The 18,431-nt window shown below is 61.8% G+C and carries 17 protein-coding genes; 9 read left to right on the top strand and 8 right to left on the bottom strand.

The annotated features are described in order from the left end of the window. On the top strand, positions 1-216 hold a 216-nt coding region (locus tag BC363_RS33100), incomplete at its 5' end, for a TOBE-like domain-containing protein (RefSeq protein ID WP_348272171.1). A 62-nt stretch (positions 217-278) separates the two neighbouring features. On the opposite strand, the gene BC363_RS33095 is transcribed toward BC363_RS33100, so the two are convergent. From BC363_RS33095 to BC363_RS33080, 4 genes are all read right to left on the bottom strand, one after another. Then, on the bottom strand, positions 279-1,721 hold the full coding sequence (locus BC363_RS33095) for an amidohydrolase family protein (protein WP_065784396.1): 1,443 nt from the start codon (positions 1,719-1,721) through the stop codon (positions 279-281). Continuing rightward, entirely contained in the window at positions 1,714-2,820 is a 1,107-nt protein-coding gene (locus tag BC363_RS33090; RefSeq protein WP_244519995.1) for an amino acid ABC transporter permease, read from the bottom strand. The genes BC363_RS33095 and BC363_RS33090 overlap by 8 nt, the downstream gene beginning before the upstream one ends. Positions 2,821-2,823: 3 nt before the next feature. Further along, the gene (locus tag BC363_RS33085; RefSeq protein WP_083223552.1) at positions 2,824-3,972 is read right to left on the bottom strand and encodes an ABC transporter permease subunit; all 1,149 of its coding nucleotides are present in this window, start codon (positions 3,970-3,972) and stop codon (positions 2,824-2,826) included. 72 nt (positions 3,973-4,044) lie between these two features. Further along, positions 4,045-5,073 carry an amino acid ABC transporter substrate-binding protein gene (locus BC363_RS33080; RefSeq protein WP_065784394.1) on the bottom strand — a complete coding sequence of 343 codons (1,029 nt, stop codon included), beginning with the start codon at positions 5,071-5,073 and terminating at the stop codon, positions 4,045-4,047. 471 nt (positions 5,074-5,544) lie between these two features. Here BC363_RS33080 and BC363_RS33075 point away from each other — a divergent pair, with 471 nt between their 5' ends. Further along, positions 5,545-7,134: an ABC transporter substrate-binding protein gene (locus BC363_RS33075; RefSeq protein WP_065784393.1), complete on the top strand. Its 1,590-nt coding sequence runs from the start codon at positions 5,545-5,547 to the stop codon at positions 7,132-7,134. Positions 7,135-7,237: 103 nt separating this feature from the next. Here BC363_RS33075 and BC363_RS33070 read toward each other — a convergent pair whose 3' ends face one another. The 4 genes from BC363_RS33070 to BC363_RS33055 form a co-directional block, all read right to left on the bottom strand. After that, a complete protein-coding gene (locus tag BC363_RS33070; protein ID WP_065784392.1) occupies positions 7,238-7,912 on the bottom strand; it encodes an HAD family hydrolase in 675 nt (224 codons plus the stop codon). A 127-nt stretch (positions 7,913-8,039) separates the two neighbouring features. Further along, positions 8,040-8,708 (bottom strand): metallophosphoesterase family protein, encoded by a 669-nt coding sequence (locus BC363_RS33065; RefSeq protein WP_065784391.1) that lies wholly within the window; start codon positions 8,706-8,708, stop codon positions 8,040-8,042. Between the two features lie 196 nt (positions 8,709-8,904). After that, the gene (locus BC363_RS33060; RefSeq protein ID WP_065784390.1) at positions 8,905-9,285 is read right to left on the bottom strand and encodes a hypothetical protein; all 381 of its coding nucleotides are present in this window, start codon (positions 9,283-9,285) and stop codon (positions 8,905-8,907) included. A 182-nt stretch (positions 9,286-9,467) separates the two neighbouring features. Then, complete coding sequence (locus BC363_RS33055; protein ID WP_065784389.1) at positions 9,468-11,198, bottom strand: phosphoethanolamine--lipid A transferase; 1,731 nt, start codon at positions 11,196-11,198, stop codon at positions 9,468-9,470. A 277-nt stretch (positions 11,199-11,475) separates the two neighbouring features. Between BC363_RS33055 and BC363_RS33050 the strand changes: the two genes are divergently transcribed. From BC363_RS33050 to BC363_RS33025, 7 genes are all read left to right on the top strand, one after another. Then, positions 11,476-12,150 carry a response regulator transcription factor gene (locus tag BC363_RS33050; protein WP_065784388.1) on the top strand — a complete coding sequence of 225 codons (675 nt, stop codon included), beginning with the start codon at positions 11,476-11,478 and terminating at the stop codon, positions 12,148-12,150. Then, complete coding sequence (locus tag BC363_RS33045) at positions 12,147-13,517, top strand: HAMP domain-containing sensor histidine kinase (protein WP_065784387.1); 1,371 nt, start codon at positions 12,147-12,149, stop codon at positions 13,515-13,517. The genes BC363_RS33050 and BC363_RS33045 overlap by 4 nt, the downstream gene beginning before the upstream one ends. 158 nt (positions 13,518-13,675) lie before the next feature. After that, positions 13,676-13,813: a hypothetical protein gene (locus tag BC363_RS35685; RefSeq protein WP_161491398.1), complete on the top strand. Its 138-nt coding sequence runs from the start codon at positions 13,676-13,678 to the stop codon at positions 13,811-13,813. Positions 13,814-13,844: 31 nt separating this feature from the next. Then, complete coding sequence (locus BC363_RS33040; protein WP_065784386.1) at positions 13,845-14,549, top strand: CerR family C-terminal domain-containing protein; 705 nt, start codon at positions 13,845-13,847, stop codon at positions 14,547-14,549. Next, a complete protein-coding gene (hlyD, locus tag BC363_RS33035; RefSeq protein WP_065784385.1) occupies positions 14,546-15,556 on the top strand; it encodes a secretion protein HlyD in 1,011 nt (336 codons plus the stop codon). Before BC363_RS33040 ends, hlyD begins: the two co-directional genes overlap by 4 nt. Further along, positions 15,553-17,286, top strand: a complete 1,734-nt coding sequence (locus BC363_RS33030) for an ATP-binding cassette domain-containing protein (RefSeq protein WP_065784384.1) — start codon at positions 15,553-15,555, stop codon at positions 17,284-17,286. The genes hlyD and BC363_RS33030 overlap by 4 nt, the downstream gene beginning before the upstream one ends. Beyond that, positions 17,283-18,431, top strand: a complete 1,149-nt coding sequence (locus BC363_RS33025; RefSeq protein WP_065784383.1) for an ABC transporter permease — start codon at positions 17,283-17,285, stop codon at positions 18,429-18,431. Before BC363_RS33030 ends, BC363_RS33025 begins: the two co-directional genes overlap by 4 nt.

Genomic DNA, 18,431 nt, shown 5'->3' with positions numbered 1-18,431 from the left:
CGCGTCGCCGGCACCCGCCATCTCGAACTCGACCTCGGCCGCACCCACCCGCATGCCGAAATCGAGCTGCCGCCCGAACGCACCACAACCCAGGACCGCGCCAGGGTCGCCTTCCGGCCAACGAAGTGGAAACTGTTCAGGGACGGGCAGCCTCTCGTGAAGCCGAAACAGGACGATGCCGCGGCGGTGGAACCACGGTTGGTTGCCCAGGCCTGAGCGAGAGAAAGCGCCGGCATTGCCGACGCTTTCCGAATCGACATCGGCCGGCTGTTAGATTCTTATGAGCGGATCGGCAGCGACAAAGGTGCCAGATCGCGCATCGGCCGTTTCTTCGGATCGTTTTCGGGGGCCTTGCGGCAGGCGTAATCCTGAGCTTCCTGCAGCAGCGCCACGGCGCCGTCATAGTCGATCAAGGTCGGACGCCCATGGCGCACGACGCATTGTCCGTCGACATAAACCTCTTCAATTGCGCGCTCCGCCGCGCAATGCAGCAGATTGCGCAAGGGGTCGTAGACCGGCTGCATGGCGTGATGCTTCAGGTCGATGACGAGAAAGTCCGCTTTCGCACCGACGGCAATCCGGCCGATATCGTCACGGCCAAGCGCGCGGGCGCCGGCAAGCGTTGCCGCTTCGAGGATGTCCGAGGTCGTGACGTCGAACACGGATTTACCGGAAAGCCGGGCGCAGATCATCGCCTGGCGCATTTCTTCCAGCATGTTGAAGGGATAGCTGTCGGTCCCGAGCGCGACATTGACGCCGGCGCGGCGATAGCGCCCGAGCGATTCCAGCGCCATGCCGCTGCGCGAGAAGGTGACGGGGCAATGGGCAACGGTCGTGCGCCGCGCCGCCAGCAGGTCGAGATCGATGTTCGTGCGCTGGCGCGTCCAGGAATGGCTGTCGACGAAGATGCAATGGCCGAGGATCAGGTTGTCGTCGAGGACGCCGAGGCTTTCGAGATACTGCACCGCGGTCAGGCCGGTCCGGCGCAGGAGTTCCTCGTGTTCGGCCATCGTCTGGGCCGAGTGGATGGTGATCGGCATGCCGCGCTTGCGCGCCTCGGCTGCAGCATCCTGCAGCAATTCAGCCGAGCAGGTCTCGATCTGCGATGGCGCCACCACGCCGCCAAGGCGACCGGAGGGATGGGCCGCAGCGGCGTCGACCACATCGAGCGCCCTGGCAAAAGCCTCGCGGCCGCGCGCCTTGTCCCAGATAAAATCCAGGCGATGGCTGTCTTCGACATGCCATTGCGCCTCGCGGAAGCCGGGAGCGACAAAGGCGCGGGCGCCACTTCGCGCCAGGGTTGGCAGCCAGCTTTCATGCGGTCCGGCGATGTCCAGCAGGGTAGTCACCCCGCTACGCATCAAATCGCCCAGCATCACGGTCAGCGATGCCTCGATGGCGCCGTCGTCGATCTCCAGTAGGTTGGAATATTCATAAAGAGCGTTGCCCCAAAGCGCTGCGGTACCCGCGTCTTCGAAGATTCCCTTGGAGATCGGCTCCTCGCCGGAGTGGCAATGCACATTGACGAAACCCGGCATCACCATCCGGTCAGCGCCGGAGGTTTCGCGGGCAAAGGCACCATCATAACGTCCGCCGACATGGACGAAACCTGCATCGTCATAGGCGACATCGGCGTCGTTGAGGTAGACATGGCTTTTCGTTTCGGTGTCGAAGCCGATGACGGTATGCGCCTTGCGGATAACGTGAATGTTCTCAGTCATGCGTAGTCCTGAAATATTGCTCGAGGAAACGGCTGTAAGCGCCCATAATAGCACTGAAAAAGAAGTAGATGACGGCGGCAAACACATAGCCTTCAAGCACGGCGATGCCCTGCCATTGCGGATCGCGCATGGCGGTCCGCACGGTATCGAGAAAATCGAGCAGGCCGACGATCGTCACCAGCGTCGTATCCTGGAAGAAGCCGATGAACAGGCCGACGAGCGGAGGAATGACCTTCTTCAAAGCCTGTGGCAGCACGATCTTTCGCATGATCTGCCAATAATGCAGCCCGAGCGAATGGCCCGCTTCGATCTGTCCCTTGGGAACCGCTTGCAACCCGCCGCGGACGATCTCGGCGATATAGGCGGCGGCAAAGAGAATGATCGCCACCTGGGCGCGCAGCAGTTTGTCGATGGTGATGCCATCGGGCATGAACAGCGGCAGCATGACGGTCGCCATGAACAGGATGCTGATCAGCGGCACGCCGCGGACGATTTCGATGAAGCCGACGCCAAGAACGCGGATCGCCGGTAGGCTCGAAGCCCGCACAAGCGCAAGTGCAATCCCGAGCGGCAAGGCGCAGGCGAGCCCGACGAAGGAGAGCATGAACGATAGTGGCAAGCCACCCCATTGCGTGGTCGGCACGACGGTCAGACCGAACAGGCCGCCGGCCATCAGCGTGTAGAGCGTCGGCAGGATCACAACGATCCAAGTGACGGCAAGCGCCCTGCCCCAGCTGCGCGGAACCATCGATACGCCGCAAGCGCCAAGGAACAGAAGCATCGCCGTCAGCGGTCGCCACTGCTCGTCAAAGGGATAAAAGCCGAAGAAGATATAGCGCAGCTTGGCCGACAGGAACGGCCAGCAGGCCCCGCTTGATGCCTTGCAATCCGCCGGTGCCCCGGAGAAGATCGCGTCGACGAACAGCCAGCCGATCGCGAGCTTGGCAAGCCCGAAGATCATGCCGAGGCACAGAATGGTGATCACGGCGTTGCCCGGCGTTCCGAAATAGGCGGAAAGCCAGGTGCGGTTGCGCGTCGGCGGGCGAGCCGCGGGCGCCATCAGGCTCGGGTCGGCAACGAAACCTTCGAACTGGGCCATGGCTCAGCGCTCCCTCAGCGCAACGCGCGCGTTGTACCAGTTCATCACCAGCGAGATCAGGATGGACAGTCCGAGATAGACGGCCATGAAGATGGCAATCGCTTCGATCGCCTGGCCGGTCTGGTTCATGATCGTATTGGAGACCATCACGAGATCGGGATAGCCGATGGCAATGGCCAAAGAGCTGTTCTTGAAAACCGTCAGATAGGTGTTGGTCAGCGGCGGCACGATGATGCGCAACGCCTGCGGCAGGATAACCAGCTTCAGCGTGCGCGAGCGCGGCAGGCCGAGGGCCGTGGCCGCCTCCCATTGTCCCTTGCTGACGGCTTGAATGCCGGCACGGACGATCTCGGCGACGTTTGCCGAAGCGCTTAGCGTCAGGCCGATCAGCAGTGCCACGAATTCCGGGCGCACGTGGTAGCCGCCGGTCAGGCGGAACCGGCCGAGCTCGGGAATATCAAGGGAGACCGAGATATCGGCGAGCAGCGATGTAGCCGCGAGCGGCAGCAGGAAGGCGAGCGTCGTGATGGTGGCGACAGGCATCTCCTTGCCCGTGGCGATCCGGCGACGAGCCAGGATGCGCTCGATTACGACGGCGGCAGCGATGCCGACGATGAGGGCGACGAGCAGTTCTTCGAAACCGCTTGCCCAGCGCATGGCCGGCAAGACCAGGCCGCTATTGGACAGGAACACGCCCGGAAGCATCTCGATCGCCTGCCGCACCGGCGGAAACACCGAGATGATCAGCGAATACCAGAGCAAGAGATAGAGGAGCAGCGGAACGTTGCGCAGCGCTTCGACATAGGCAAGCATCAGACGCGACAGAACCGGATTGTGCGACAGTCGGCCGATACCGACGAGTACGCCGAGGATCGTACCGAAAAGAACGGCGAGCGCCGAAACCTTCACGGTGTTGGCGATGCCGACAAGGATGGCGCGGCCGAACGTGTCGGTCGGCTCGTAGGCAATCGCAGTCTCGGTGATGACGAACCCCGCCTGGCGCGCCAGGAAGCCGAAGCCGGTGGCAATATCCTGCTTGGCAAGGTTGGCGCTCGCCGTGCTGAACATCGCCCAGGTGACGAAGACAACGGCGCCGATCGCAATTGCTTGGTAGAGGAACGCGCGGATGCGCGCGTCATAGAACAGGGACATGGCGACACGTCTGCCGGGCAAGGGGAACATCAAAGACGGAAAGGCCCGCGCCAGGGCGCGGGCCGACGACTATCAACGGAACGGCGGTGCGTAGAGCAGACCGCCCTCGCTCCAGCGGGTGTTCGGCCCACGGGTCAGACCGAGCGCCGTCTTGGTGCCGAGGTTGCGCTCGAACACTTCGCCGTAATTGCCGACGCCCTTGACGATGTTGTAGCCCCACTTGTTGTCGAGGTTGAGCATCTTGCCGAGCTCTTCGCTGACGCCGAGCATGCGCTGGATTTCCGGGTCCTCGCTCTTGGCCATTTCGTCGACATTGGCCTGGGTGATGCCGCGCTCTTCAGCCGCCATCAGCATCCAGACGGACCAGGAAACGATATCGCGCCAGTTGGAATCGTTCTGCCGGACCGACGGAGCGAGCGGCTCCTTGGAAATGGTCTCGGGAAGAACGACGTAGTCGTCCGGATTGTTGGCAACCGCACGGATCGACGCCAGGTCAGACCGGTCGGACGAGATGGCTTCGCAGCGGCCCGAGAAGAAGGCGTTGCGGTTCTCATCCGGGTTTTCAAAGACGACCAGTTCGAACTTGCCGCCGATCGAGCGGAAGAAGTCACTGAGGTTCTGGGCCGTCGTGGTGCCGGGCAGCGTGCAGATCGCGGCGTCCGTCAGTTCCTTGGCGCTGTTGACGCCGAGCGACTTCGGTACCATCAGCCCTTGGCCGTCGTAGAACACCGTCGGGCCGAAATCGAGACCGAGCGAGACTTCGCGCGAGAAGGTGTGGGTGGTCTGGCGCGACAGCATGTCGATTTCGCCGGACTGCAGAGCCTGGAACCGGGTATTGATGTTGGTCAGAACGAAATCGACCTTCTCCGGATCGCCGAAAACCGCCGAAGCGACAGCACGGCAGACGTCGACGTCGAAGCCCTGCATATGACCCTTGGTGTCTGCGGTGGCAAAGCCGGGCGTGCTCATCGAGACGCCGCAGATCAGCTTGCCGCGTGCCTTGACCGTTTCGAGCGTGGTGGCCGCGCTTGCAGTCGATGCCATGAGGCCGACGGCAATGCCGGCTGCCGTGGCGCAAAGTTTCAGAATTCTTTTCTTCATTTTCCCCTCCCTAATGACGACGACAATCTCAACCCAGCACGGGTCACGCGATCCTCTTCGCGTGCCTCCTCCCGCATGGGCCGGCGCCGGGGCTGTACCACCAGCGCCATCAATTGCATACGACAGCTGGATACCAATGGCAACATTATTGTATACAATATTGTCGCGCATATTGAATGACGCCATCGAGGCTGTGGGACATGTTTTGCCGATCCTTTCGGCTTGCCCGGGGGCGGCAACCTTGCCTGAGAGAACAAGTTGCGCCAGCAAAAGCTCCGAGCCGTAATGACGCAGTCGGTGGTGCTCGTCGGCCTGATCACCAACGGATGAAGGCAGGGCCGAGAACGACTTCTTCTTCGCCATCTGCGGCATGAACTGTCGTCGCGTGAGAATCTTGCCGGTTTCATCTCCCACACTATCCTGCAACGTTACCGGTATGCCGGGCGCGTCTTGCGAGGGAGGGAGTAAGCGATGCCAACAGAACTGGAATTCATGAGCCGACAGGTTGCAGCGGGCCGCCTGTCACGACGGGAGTTTCTGGGCCGGGCAGCGGCGCTCGGCGTAACAATCGCGTCGGCGCAGACATTGCTTGGAAGTGCCGCGCGTGCAGCGGGACCGGTCAAGGGCGGGACGCTTCGGGCCGGACTGGTCGGCGGCGAATCGACCAACAGCCTGGACCCGGCGACATGGGCAAGCCAAGTGCCCTACACGCTTGGGCGCTGCTGGGGCGAGCAGCTTCTCGAAGTCGCTCCGACCGGCGAGATCGAGTATCGCCTGGCCGAATCCTATGAAGCATCCAGTGACGCAAAAACCTGGAGCTTCAAGATCCGCAAGGACGTCACCTTCCACAACGGCAAGCCGTTGACGCCGGCGGACGTGGTGGCGACACTCGAACGCCACGGCGATGCAGACTCCAAATCGGCGGCCCTGCCCTTCGTGCAGGAGTTCGAGACGATCAAGGCCGATGGCGACAATGTCGTCATCACCTTGCGGCAGCCGAATGCGGACATGCCCTATGTCGTCAGCGACTATCATCTGATGATCCAGCCAAACGGCGGCAAGGACGATCCGAGCGCCGGCATCGGCACTGGCCCGTATAAGGTGGTGGTGAACGAGGCGGGCGTAAAACACGTGGCTGAGCGCCACGAAGGCTATTGGGGCTCGGCCGAACGCGGACACGCCGACCAGGTCGAAATCGTCGTCATCAACGATTCGACCGCGCGAACCGCCGCATTGCAAAGCGGCCAGATGCACATGATCAACCGCATCGAGCCGAAGCTCGTCGAACTGATCAAGCGCTTGCCCGGCGTCGTTATCCGAAATGTACCGGGCAAAGGCCACTATGTGTTCATCGCCCATTGCAACACCGCGCCCTTCGACAATAACGACCTGCGGCTTGCGCTGAAATATGCCGTCGACCGCGAGGAGATGGTGGCAAAGGTCCTCGGCGGATATGGCACCGTCGGCAACGACACGCCGATGATCAAGGGCTATCCGCTTTTCGACAACGACATCGAACAGCGGGTCTTCGACCCTGATAAGGCGAAATTCCATTACAAGAAATCCGGCCACGACGGCGCCGTTCTGCTGCGCACGTCGGACGTCGCCTTCCCCGGCGCCGTGGATGCCGCCCAGCTTTTCCAGATGAGTGCTACCAAATGCGGCATCACCATCGACCTGAAGCGCGAGCCGGGCGACGGCTACTGGTCGGACGTCTGGAACAAGCAGCCTTTCAGCATGTCCTATTGGACCGGCCGGCCGACGCAGGATCAGGTCTACTCGATCGCCTATTTGTCGAAGGCCGAATGGAACGACACGCGTTTCCAGCGCGAAGACTTCGACAAATTGATCTTCGCTGCCCGCGGCGAACTGGACGAGGCCAAACGCAAGGCGATCTATCGCCAAGCGGCAATGATGTTGCGCGACGACGGCGGCGTCATCGTGCCGATGTTCAACAACTATATCGACGCCACCAACGACAAGGTCGGCGGCTGGGTCGATGATCCGAACGGCGAACTGATGGGCGGCCACGCCTTGACGAAATGCTGGGTCACGGCCTGAGCCGAGAGACGGAAAAGCCGGAGGCCTTGATCGGGCGCTCCGGCTTTCACCAGCTTCTCGACGCAGCGCCCCCGATGCGGCCCACGTCGATCAATAATAGCGTTCAGCGACGGCGGCGCAGCGACAGCATGCCGTCGTCGGCAACGCCCGCCTCGATGTCGCTGTAGCGGGCGAGCGTCATGTGCGGCGTGTCGGCGGCTGCGGCATGTGCGCCGGTGATCACGATGATTTCGGCGCCGGCGGCCTTACCCGCCAGAATTCCGGCGGGAGCATCTTCGAAGACGATGCAGTCTTCCGGGCGCACACCCAGTTTCTCGGCGGCCAGCAGATAGCCTTCTGGATGGGGTTTTCCCACCGACACATCTTCGCCGGTGATCATCAGGTTCGGGATGGGGATGCCCGCGGCTGCGAGGCGGCGAACGGCAAGGTCGAGCGGCGCCGATGTGACAATCGCCCACTTTTCCGGTGGCAGCGAGTTGAGGAAGGCGATAGCGCCCTCGATCTCGATGATGCCTTCGACGTCGGCGATTTCAGCGAGCGCAAGCTGGTGCGCTTCACGCTCCGGATCGACACCCGGCAATTCGAGCGTGCGGATCGTATCGACGGCGCGAACGCCGTGTACCGTCTTCATCATTTCCACGGGATCGAGGCCATTACGGACAGCCCAGGCGCCCCAGACACGTTCGACGACGGCCATGGAGTTGAGCAGCGTTCCGTCCATATCGAACAGAAGAGCGGCGAAGTTCTTGGCAAAAAGAGAAGAAGGCGCGGTATCCAACGGTAATCCCCTGAAGCTGCGATGATGGGCGAAAAAGCCCGCCCGACAGTTCCGGCACACCTACAGGCTGGGGCGCGGGGGCACAATGCAATTCGGCATGCCTGCGATCATCTTCGGCAACGGTCAGTTACGAATGGTCAGCGCCAGGCCCGGTGCTTAGAAAGCCGATCGGACCACCCGGGACGTCATCGTCAAAGATCGCGCAGGAAAGACTGCCGCCGAACACCGCGGCTGAATCGACATTTGTGCGGTTGCCCACAGTGCGCGGGTTGGATCGACTCGGTGTGTGGCCATGGCAAAGATGCTTGCCCCAATAATCGCCCGAATAATCGTCAGGCCGTCTGATCCAGAGGAAGATCTCGTCGCCCTGTCGCTCCAGCGGCATGGCTTCATCGACGCCCGCGTGGACGAAGATGCGAAACCGCTCGACGATAATGGAGGGAAGCTGCAGCAACCACTTCAGATGCGTCCCCGGAATGACATTGTCGTAGGATGCCAATGTTTCGATGCCGCCGTTGACGAGCCACCAGTCGACATCGCTCTCGCCGCTCCGGGCGCCGAGCAGCATTTCCTCATGGTTGCCTTTCAGCGTCAGCCAGGACCAGCCTTCCTTCTGGGGGCCGGCCATGATCAGTTCCACCACGCCACGGCTGTCGGGGCCGCGGTCGATCATATCGCCGAGAAAAATCACCCTGCCTTCAGGCGCATAGGCTTCGATCTGCCGTAGAAGCGCCTGAAGTTCGGCCAGGCAGCCGTGGATATCGCCGACGGCAAAGGTCAGGTGCAGCGCGCTCATGCGCCAGTCCTCCGGAACTCGACGAAAGGGTTGTCGCCGTAACGTATGTTCGACGCTTGGATACGAGCGCCGATAGACTGCACGGATGGCGGAAACACGGCAAGGCCGGCAATGATCAAGCCCGCACAATAGGTAACGCGCCGATCAGGGACCGCGCGTCGCGTTCGGTTCGAACTGGATCGCGAAACCGCAGCGACTAACGGCGTGAATTGCCCTTGGCGATCGCCGAACTGGCGATGGAAACCGGGTCACTTGCCGGAAAGGTATCTTCGAGACCTTCGTCGAGCTGTTCTTCCATTGTTTTCCGATCATGCGCGGTCCGCGCATTGGGCAGTGGCTGCATCGCCGCTGAGCTCGGACGTGGGCGATCGGACGCATCCAACAACCTTTCATCGGCGCCAAGTGCCGCCGACAGAATGTCCTTTGCCCTGGCCACGGCATTCAACCGGTTAAGCGATGCATCCGCGTCCTGCGGACATGTGACCGTGACGACTTCGCCCTCGGCACCAACGAACTCCACCGTGAAGCCGGCTTTGCCGCCGCGTTCAGCGGAAACCTGAATTCCGACGATCTGCATCAATCTCTCCCTCTGCGAAAGGATAGATCGCTGGCACCGATTGGTGCCGGCGTCTCTACCAATACTCGTTGGCGTCCGCTCTTGCGGGCGTAAACGAGTAGACATGCAAGGAAGTCTCCAGACCGATGCTTTGTTCCGAAAGCCGATCAGATTTGTACTGGGTCCGACAGTCGAAGCACCCGTTAGAGTGCCTTGGCGCCCGGCATGGCCGTCGCCGGGACGACCGCTGCCGGCAAGTCCTTTGCCGTATCGGCGGCCTGGAATGCCGACACGCTTGGTTTGCCTAGCGGGCCCTGCCGGGTGCAGTTGGCAAATGCATCAAGGTCGCGGTTGTAGACCTTCGTCTCGACATCCATCATGCCAAGCACAGTGTGGAACAGGTTGTCGTGCGATTTCGGCTGGTCCGTCTCTTTGGCGAGGCAGCTCACGTCGATGCCCATTGCCGCCTGATACGGCTTCGAAAACCAGGAGACGAAAGGAACCTGCGTCTGCTCGCGCGGCGCTATCGCATAGGGCGCGCCGTGCAGATAAATGCCGTTCTCGCCGAGAGATTCGCCATGATCGGACATGTAGATCATCGCGCCCGAGATGTCGTTCTGATGCTTCTCCAGAAGGCGGGCAACGCTTGCCAGCACATGATCGGTGTAGAGGATGGTGTTGTCGTAGGCGTTGGTGATTTCCTCGACCGAGCATTTCATCAGCTCAGGCGTGCGGCAATCCGGCTTGAACCTCCGGAATTTCTCGGGATGGCGCAGATAGTAGGACGGACCGTGGCTGCCGAGCTGGTGCAGGACGATGACGCTGTTCGATTTGGTCGCCGACAGCTTCTTGTCCAGTTCGCCCAGGAAAATCTCGTCAAGGCACTCGCCATTGTTGCACAAGGGGCTGTTCTTCTGGTTCGTCATGCTCGCAAAGCTGATGAGATCGGCGATGCCCTTGCTGCCGGTGTTGTTGTCCCACCACGATACGGAAACGCCGGCGCGCGTGAGAACATTCACGAGGTTTTCGGTCGAGCGGGCCTTCCAGTCCGTATACTCGTTGCGCGGATAGACGGAGAACATGCAGGGAAGCGAAATTGCCGTCGCCGTGCCGCAGCTCGTCGTGTCGGTATAGTTGATCACGCCGAGTGATTTGAGCTCCGGATTGGTTTCTCTGTCATAACCGTTGAGCGAGAAATTCATCGCCCTGGCGGTTTCGCCAGCAACCACCACGACGACGACCGGCTTGCCTGCCGCGGCAACACGCGCGCCTTGCCGGGCGTCGGTGCCCAGTGGCTGCACGACAATATTGCGCTCCTTGTAGATCGAAGATGCGTATCGAACGGCGGCGGAGACCGGCCCGGTCGGATTGAACCGCTTCATCAGATCCTTGTGCTCGCGGATGACATAGGCAACGCTGGCAAAATCCGAATAGATCAATCCGCCGCTGATGAGCAGGCACGGTATGATGATGGCAAGATTGATAGCCGCCTTGGGCAGCAAGCGCCGATGGCGGACCTTGACCCAGACCACAAACACTGAAGGGATGACTGCGTAAAGCAGCAAGTGCAGCATCAAGCTGCTGGTCAGAAGATGGCTCGCCTCCGCCTGAGTGGTGACCGCTGCATTGCCGATCATGTCCTTGTCGATGATCACGCCGAAGTAATCAACGAAATAAGCAGCGGCCCCTGAAACGACGATGAGGAAGATCAGTACCGGTTTGATGACGTACTTGGCCGATGCAAGCGTCAAAACCGCAAAGGTGGTGAGCGCCAGTGCGGCGCCGAAAGACAGAAGCGACAACCGCGAATTATCGAAGTAGCTGGCGGCGTGCGACCAGAAGGAATTGTTGGTGACAACGAGCAAATAGATACTGACGATTGCACTGAGGGCAACGCTGCCGAGCTCTGGCCGGCGAATTCTTCTGACGATCAAAACAGTCTTCTCCTGCTGCAACTGCCTGACCGTCTTCGCTTTGCGGCCAGCATGTCGCGGGCATTCAGTTGAGGCGGAGGCCGCGTCATGCGGGGTCGCCGGTTCGATTGCAGCCTCCCCCTGCCCCGTCGAGATACGCCCGGTAAGCTGTCGAAACCCCGTCAAGATTGCTCATTGCCTCCCCGGCACCCGCTTTGGTTGGCCTGCGCAAGGGAGTTGGCAGCCTCTGAGAAAGCCCATATGGTCGAACCAAGAATGGTCATGCCGAGACGACTCGATGCGCCTGCTCCTGGTTGAAGACAGTCCGCGACTGGTAGAACTGGTCGGAGAAACCATGCGCGACGCGGGCTGGCGGCTCGATGCGGTGTCGAGCGTTTCGGACGCCGAGGCAGCCATCGCGGCTCAGGAACACGATCTGATTCTGCTCGATCTCGGCCTGCCCGATGGCGATGGCCTGGAGCTCTTGCGCCGCGTTCGCCAGGAATATCCCGGCTTGCCCGTCTTGATCATCACAGCGCGCGGATCGGTCGATGAGCGCATCGCTGGACTGGATGCCGGCGCCGACGACTATCTCGTCAAGCCCTTTCACCACCGAGAGCTCTTGTCGCGTTGCCGCGCGATGTTGCGGCGAAATCCGCAAGCGGTGCAGCCGGTACTCGAGGCAGGCGCTCTGCGCTACGATCCTGCAACCGCGGACCTGACATGCGACGGCATTGTCGTGCCACTGCCCCCCCGCGAACGCTCGCTGATCGAAATCCTGATGCGGGAAGTCGGCCGCGTCGTTCCCAAGCGCAAGCTCGAAACCGCGCTTTCGGAGTATGGCCAGGAGATCAGCCCCAATGCGCTGGAGCTTGCCGTGTCCAGGGTCCGCAAACGGCTGCAGGCCCACGAGACCGGCATACAGATCGAGACCGTCCGAGGGATCGGCTATCTGCTCAGGCGAGCCTCATGAAAAAGCCGAACCCGTCGCTGATCAGCATCGTCGCCCGTCGCATCGTGGCGTTCTCGCTGCTCGCCATGGCAATCCAGATCGGCGTCGTCTTTGCAGACTATTGGTTCGACGACGACAAGCTGACCGTTCTGATGCTGCAGCAGGAAACGGAAATACTGGCGACGGCGATCCGCCTCCGTGATGGCGTCATCAGTTACGAGTTTAGTCGCGAACTCAGCGAACGGTATCTGGCCCCTCACGATCGCGATGGATCGATTTTTCTCCGCGTGCGAACGGAACCGGGAACTCTGCTCTATTCAAACTGCACCACGGAGTGCGCCGAGCATTTTCTTCCGCTCGACCTCGACGCGCCTAATTTCTGGAAGCGGCTGATTTCGCCCGGCAAACCCTTCAGTGTTGCCGGCGGCCAATCGTTCGAACGCGACGGCGCGACGGTTCTGATCGAACTGGCGATCCTCAAGGATCCAAACGGCTTCATGTACAGCGCACTGCTGCACGAGATGTTCGATTCGATGATCGTGCCGATGACGTTGATGTTCTGCCTCGTCATCGGCGCGACGATCTGGTCGATCCGCAGTGCCCTAAAACCGGTTGCCATGGCGGCAGCGGCAGCGGACCGATTGGATCCCCGCGACAGCGGTGCTCGCCTGCCGCTCACCCGCATGCCCGAGGAGATCGCCCGCCTCGTCAGTGCCGTCAACCGCATGCTGGCGCGTGTCGCCGACCTGATCCAATCCCAGAAACTGTTCTCCTCTTCCATTGCGCACGAGATCCGGACCCCGGTTTCGATCGCAAAGATGGAACTCAGCCACATCGACGACCCCCGTGCCCGCAATGCCGAGCGTGACCTCGATGCCCTCACGCATATTCTCGAACAATTGACCTCGCTTGCCCGGGCCGACGCCGTCGATCCTTCGGCCTATCAGCAGGCCAGCCTCTCGCAGATCGGCGCGAGCCTTGCAGAGGCGATCGCGCCCTTTGTCTTCGATCACGACAAATCGCTGGAATTCGTCGACGAGGGGACGCCTGCGGTAACCGTCATCCCGGCGCTCGTCGAGAACATGTTGCGCAACCTGATCGAGAACGCGGTCAAGCATAATCCCCCAGGCACCCGCATCGTGCTGACCTGCGGTCCCGGTGCGATCGTCAGCGTCGAGGATGACGGCAAGGGGCTCGTCGACCTGCCGGAGCATCACGAAGATCTCGGTTACATCAAGCGATCGGGCCAACTCGGCCTCGGCTTGAAAATCGTTCAGCGCATCAGCGAACTGCATGAGGCCCCGATCACAATGGAGACCGCGCCGGATCGGGGCACGAAGATAACCATCGACTTCTCTAGCGCACGATCAGACGGCGTGCAGACGTGACGACCGATCCGCGGGACGCCTAGGCCATCAGTGCTCCCGATGCGGGCGCCGTGCATACATTTTAATCCGTTTCGTTTTTGGATGCGGATTGCCTGCCGAATTCGGCGGCATGTGCTATTGGCTTGGACAACCAGCTATTCCACCGCCCGCGAGTTTCCATGCCGAGGGCCAGTGCCTACCTCAAGCGTTTCATCCCATCGCTCGCTCCCGTCAGCCATATGGAGCGGCTGCGCGCGTCGCTTGGCGCCCTTATCGGCATTCTTCTGACCGGCTTCGTCGGATATTCATTCGATTGACTTACTTGTCCGGGCAGCGTAATATGCGCACATGAAAAAGAACGAAACCTCCCAGTCCGCACGCAAACCCGATCGCGGCGATGCCACGAGGGAGAAGTTGCTTTCAGCGTCCATAGACATCTTCGGACGTTACGGCTTCGACGGCGCAAGCACGCGCAAGCTGGCTGATGCGGCCGGCGTCAACCTGCAGGCGATCCCTTACTATTTCGGCGGCAAGGAAGGTCTCTACATCGCCGCCGCCGAACATCTGGCCGCGATCATCGGCGGACATGTCGCCGATCTGCGAACGGTCATCCTTGAGCGCCTGGCACGACTTGATGCGGAAGGTGCCGCGATGAGTCCGAAGGAGGCACGCGCCCTGCTGACGCAGATGGTCCAGCGCATGGTCGGGCTCTTCGTCAGCCGGCAGTCCGAGAGTTGGGCCCGTTTCATCATCCGCGAACAGATGGAGCCGACGGAAGCCTTCGCACGCGTCTACGAGAACATCATGGGGCCGATGATCTCAATGGCCGGCCGGCTGGTCGGCACGATCCTTGGCGAGGACCCGGCGTCGCAGCAAGTGCGGCTCAGGACGCTGTCCTTCGTCGGCAGCATCCTCGTCTTCCGCATGGCGCATGCCGCACTGCTGCGACAGATGCAATGGGATGCCGTCGGCCCGGCCGAACTCGAGACGCTGCAGCGGCACGCCGCCAACCTCGTCGAAGTGCTCGGCGAAAATGCGGAGCGCCAGCCATGAACAGAAAGACACTCATGCCCGTCGTCCTGGTCGCGGGAGCGGTGGCCGCAGGCTGGTGGTTGGAGCTTCCCTCGCGGCTCGGCTGGACCGAGCGGCGGCCGGCCTCGGTGCTTTACGGCAACGTCGATATCAGGCAGGTCTCTCTCGGCTTCCGCGTCAGTGGGCGCATAGACAAACTGGCAGTCGACGAGGGCGACCCGGTCAAGCCCGGTGATATCCTCGGCACGCTGGATGCCACGCCTTTTCAGCAGGCGGTCGACGCGGCGGAGGCGGACCTTGGCGCATTGCGTGCCAATCTCGAAAAGCTGAAAGCCGGCGCGCGCAAGACCGAGATCGCTCAGGCGCGCGCCGTCCACGAGGAGCGACTCGCTGAACTCCAGAATGCCGATCTGGCCTATCAGCGCGCCCGGCAATTGCGGCCGAATGATACGATCTCGCAGGCGAACCTCGATGAAGCGAGCGCCGCGCGGGCCGCGGCTGCCGCACGCACCACCTCCGCTCGCGAAGCGCTCGCACTCCTCGAGGAGGGAAGCCGGGTTGAAGACATCGCCGCTGCCGCTGCTCAGGTTCGGGCTGCAGAAGCCAGGCTGGCGAGCGCACACACGTCGCTTTCCGATACGCGGTTGCTGGCGCCGAGCGATGGCATCGTGCTTTCGCGCGTCCGCGAACCCGGCGCCATGATCGCGCCATCGGATACGGCCTACGTGATTTCGCTGAGCGAGCCTGTCTGGGTCCGTGCCTACGTCGCCGAACCCGACCTCGGGCGGGTACATCCCGGCATGAAAGTCGAGATCATCTCGGATACCGCTCCGCATCGGCCGTATGAGGCAACGGTAGGCTTCATTTCTCCCGTTGCCGAATTCACCCCGAAGTCAGTCGAAACGCCGGAACTGCGCACTGATCTCGTCTACCGCCTGCGTATCGTCGTGACGAAGCCGGGCGCGGATCTGCGCCAGGGCATGCCCGTCACCGTGCATCTGCCAGAGGCTGAAAGAGGCGCATCATGACCGACGAGCCCTTCGTGCGGATCGCCGGCGTCGTCAAGCGTTTTGGCGACGGAGCACCCGCGCTCGATCATATCGACGGTGAAATTCTTGGCGGTCGCATCACCGGCCTTGTCGGCCCCGACGGCGCGGGCAAGACAACGCTGATCCGACTGATGACCGGTCTGATGCTGCCCGACGAGGGAAAGGTGGACGTACTGGGCTTCGACACCGCGCAAGGTCCCGCCAGCATTCAGGCGTCTATCGGCTACATGCCGCAGCGCTTCGGCCTCTATGAAGACCTGAGCGTACAGGAAAACCTCGATCTTTATGCGGACCTGCGCGGCCTTCCTCTCGCCGAGCGCACGGCGACGTACGATGAACTGCTCGAATTCACCGACCTCAAACGCTTCACATCCCGGCTGGCGGGCAAACTTTCGGGCGGCATGAAGCAGAAGCTCGGGCTTGCCTGCGCATTGCTGCGCAAGCCGCGGCTGCTGTTGCTCGATGAGCCGGGCGTCGGCGTCGATCCGATCTCCCGTCGCGACCTCTGGAAGATGGTCGAAAACCTGACGGCCTCCGGTATCGGCGTCGTCTGGTCGACAGCCTATCTCGACGAGGCGGAAGCCTGCGATGGGGTGTTTCTGCTGAATGAAGGAAAGTTGCTTTTTGCCGGCGTCCCCTCCGAGTTGACGGGACGCATCGCTGGTCGCGTCTTCAAGATATCCGGTACGACGGGACGGCGACGCGATGCGCTTGCGCGTTATCTTGACGAAGACGGCGTCGTCGATGGCGTCATCCAGGGTGAGGCCATTCGCCTGGTCATGGCATCAGGGGCAACACCACCGTCGGCACCATCGGCGAATGCCGGCGTCACGCCGCAGGCGACCGTGACGCCGCCACGTTTCGAAGACGCATTCATCGACATGCTGGGCGGCGGCCCCGGCGGGCATTCGAAACTGGCGGAGGCGCAGAAGCCCTTTGCGAACGAGAGCGGCAAGCCGGTGATCGAGGCTCATGGGCTGACAAAGCGCTTTGGTGATTTCACCGCTGCCGACGATATCACCTTCGACATTCCGCGCGGCCAGATCTTCGGACTTCTAGGTCCCAACGGCGCCGGAAAATCGACGACGTTCAAGATGCTCTGCGGATTGCTGAAGCCGAGCGCCGGCGAAGGTCGGGTCGCCGGATTCGACCTGCGCCGGGATGCGGCCGAAGCCCGCAACCGCCTTGGCTACATGGCGCAAAAATTTTCGCTCTACGGCGATCTCAGCGTCGCGCAAAACCTGAATTTCTTTGCCGGCGTCTATGGTTTGTCCGGCGAACGCAAGAAGGAGCGGACACGGTTGATGGTCGAGATTTTCGGCTTCGGCCGCCTGCTGGACATGTCCGCCAAGGACCTGCCGCTCGGCCTCAAGCAGCGCCTCGCCCTTGCCTGCGCCGTTCTGCACGAACCGGAAGCCCTGTTTCTCGACGAGCCGACTTCGGGCGTCGACCCGATCACCCGACGCGAGTTCTGGACCCATATCAATGGTCTCGTCGAAAAGGGCGTGACCGTGCTGGTCACCACCCATTTCATGGACGAGGCGGAGTATTGCGATCGGATCTCGCTCATCTATCGCGGGCGCTCGATCGCGCTCGGTGCTCCCGACGAATTGAAGAAACAGGTGGCCGACGCGGCCTGCCCCGACCCGACGATGGAAGACGCCTTCATCGCCCTGGTGCAGGGGTCTGAGGAAAGGCAGGCGGCATGATTACGCCCAAACCGATCGAAACGCCGACGACCGGGCGCGGACGCCGCTTTGTCGCCCTGGTGCGCAAGGAAAGCTACCAGATCGTCCGCGACCCGAGCAGCATCCTCATCGCCTTCGTCCTGCCGCTGATCCTTTTGTTCCTGTTCGGCTATGGCGTGTCACTCGATACCACGCAAACGCGCATCGGCCTCGTGGTGGAACAGGAAACGCCCCTGACGCGCGATCTCGCTGCCGGCTTTCAGGCATCACGCTATTTCTCCATCAGCCTTGGCCGCGACCGCCGCGATTTCGAAGACGATCTCGTGCTTGGGCGTATCCGCGGCCTCGTCATCATCCCTGCCCGCTTTGAGGCAGATCATGCGGCGGGCCAACACCCCACATTGCAGGTCCTCGTCGACGGCTCGGACCCGAACACCGCCAACTTCGTCCAGAATTACGCACAGGCGACAGTCGCCACCTGGCAGCGCCAACGGCTCGAAGACGACGCAGGTCGTCCGCCGGCGATTTCTGCCGAGCAGCGGTTCTGGTTCAATCCGGAGCTGACGAGCCGGAATTTCCTCGTCCCCGGTTCCATCGCCATCGTCATGACGCTGGTCGGCACGCTCTTGACCTCGCTGGTCGTCGCGCGCGAGTGGGAGCGCGGCACGATGGAAGCGATGATGGCAACGCCGGTATCGGCGGCGGAACTGCTGGCCGGCAAGCTCCTACCCTATTTTCTACTCGGTCTGACCTCGATGACGCTCTGCGTGCTCCTCGCCGTTTTTCTCTTCGGCGTGCCGTTCCGGGGCTCGGTTGCCGCACTCTATGCGCTTTCGGCGACGTTCCTGATGCCGGCGCTCGGTCAGGGGCTGTTGATTTCCGCGGCGACCAAGAACCAGTTCCTGGCCTCACAACTTGCGCTGATCTCGGCCTTCCTGCCAGCGTTCCTGCTCTCCGGCTTCCTGTTCGAGATCAACTCCATGCCTTCAGTCATCCAGTGGATCACCTTCATCGTGCCGGCGCGCTATCTCATTCCGAGCCTGCAGACGGTGTTCCTGGCCGGCGACATCTGGCCGATGTTCCTGCAGGCTATCGCCGTCATGCTGCTGATCGGCTGCGTCTTTTTCGCGCTCGCAGCCCGAAGCACCCGCAAGAGGATCGGCTGA

The sequence above is a fragment of the Ensifer sp. LC384 genome (assembly GCF_001695865.1).
Classification (GTDB): domain Bacteria; phylum Pseudomonadota; class Alphaproteobacteria; order Rhizobiales; family Rhizobiaceae; genus Ensifer.
This window is presented reverse-complemented; position numbering and strand designations above follow the sequence as displayed.

Coding starts and splice junctions, on each gene's coding strand:
- BC363_RS33095 (WP_065784396.1), bottom strand. CDS start 1,721: ATGACTGAGAACATTCACGTTATCCGCAAGGCGCATACCGTCATCGGC.
- BC363_RS33090 (WP_244519995.1), bottom strand. CDS start 2,820: ATGGCCCAGTTCGAAGGTTTCGTTGCCGACCCGAGCCTGATGGCGCCC.
- BC363_RS33085 (WP_083223552.1), bottom strand. CDS start 3,972: ATGTCCCTGTTCTATGACGCGCGCATCCGCGCGTTCCTCTACCAAGCA.
- BC363_RS33080 (WP_065784394.1), bottom strand. CDS start 5,073: ATGAAGAAAAGAATTCTGAAACTTTGCGCCACGGCAGCCGGCATTGCC.
- BC363_RS33075 (WP_065784393.1), top strand. CDS start 5,545: ATGCCAACAGAACTGGAATTCATGAGCCGACAGGTTGCAGCGGGCCGC.
- BC363_RS33065 (WP_065784391.1), bottom strand. CDS start 8,708: ATGAGCGCGCTGCACCTGACCTTTGCCGTCGGCGATATCCACGGCTGC.
- BC363_RS33060 (WP_065784390.1), bottom strand. CDS start 9,285: ATGCAGATCGTCGGAATTCAGGTTTCCGCTGAACGCGGCGGCAAAGCC.
- BC363_RS33050 (WP_065784388.1), top strand. CDS start 11,476: ATGCGCCTGCTCCTGGTTGAAGACAGTCCGCGACTGGTAGAACTGGTC.
- BC363_RS33045 (WP_065784387.1), top strand. CDS start 12,147: ATGAAAAAGCCGAACCCGTCGCTGATCAGCATCGTCGCCCGTCGCATC.
- BC363_RS35685 (WP_161491398.1), top strand. CDS start 13,676: ATGCCGAGGGCCAGTGCCTACCTCAAGCGTTTCATCCCATCGCTCGCT.
- BC363_RS33040 (WP_065784386.1), top strand. CDS start 13,845: ATGAAAAAGAACGAAACCTCCCAGTCCGCACGCAAACCCGATCGCGGC.
- hlyD (WP_065784385.1), top strand. CDS start 14,546: ATGAACAGAAAGACACTCATGCCCGTCGTCCTGGTCGCGGGAGCGGTG.
- BC363_RS33030 (WP_065784384.1), top strand. CDS start 15,553: ATGACCGACGAGCCCTTCGTGCGGATCGCCGGCGTCGTCAAGCGTTTT.
- BC363_RS33025 (WP_065784383.1), top strand. CDS start 17,283: ATGATTACGCCCAAACCGATCGAAACGCCGACGACCGGGCGCGGACGC.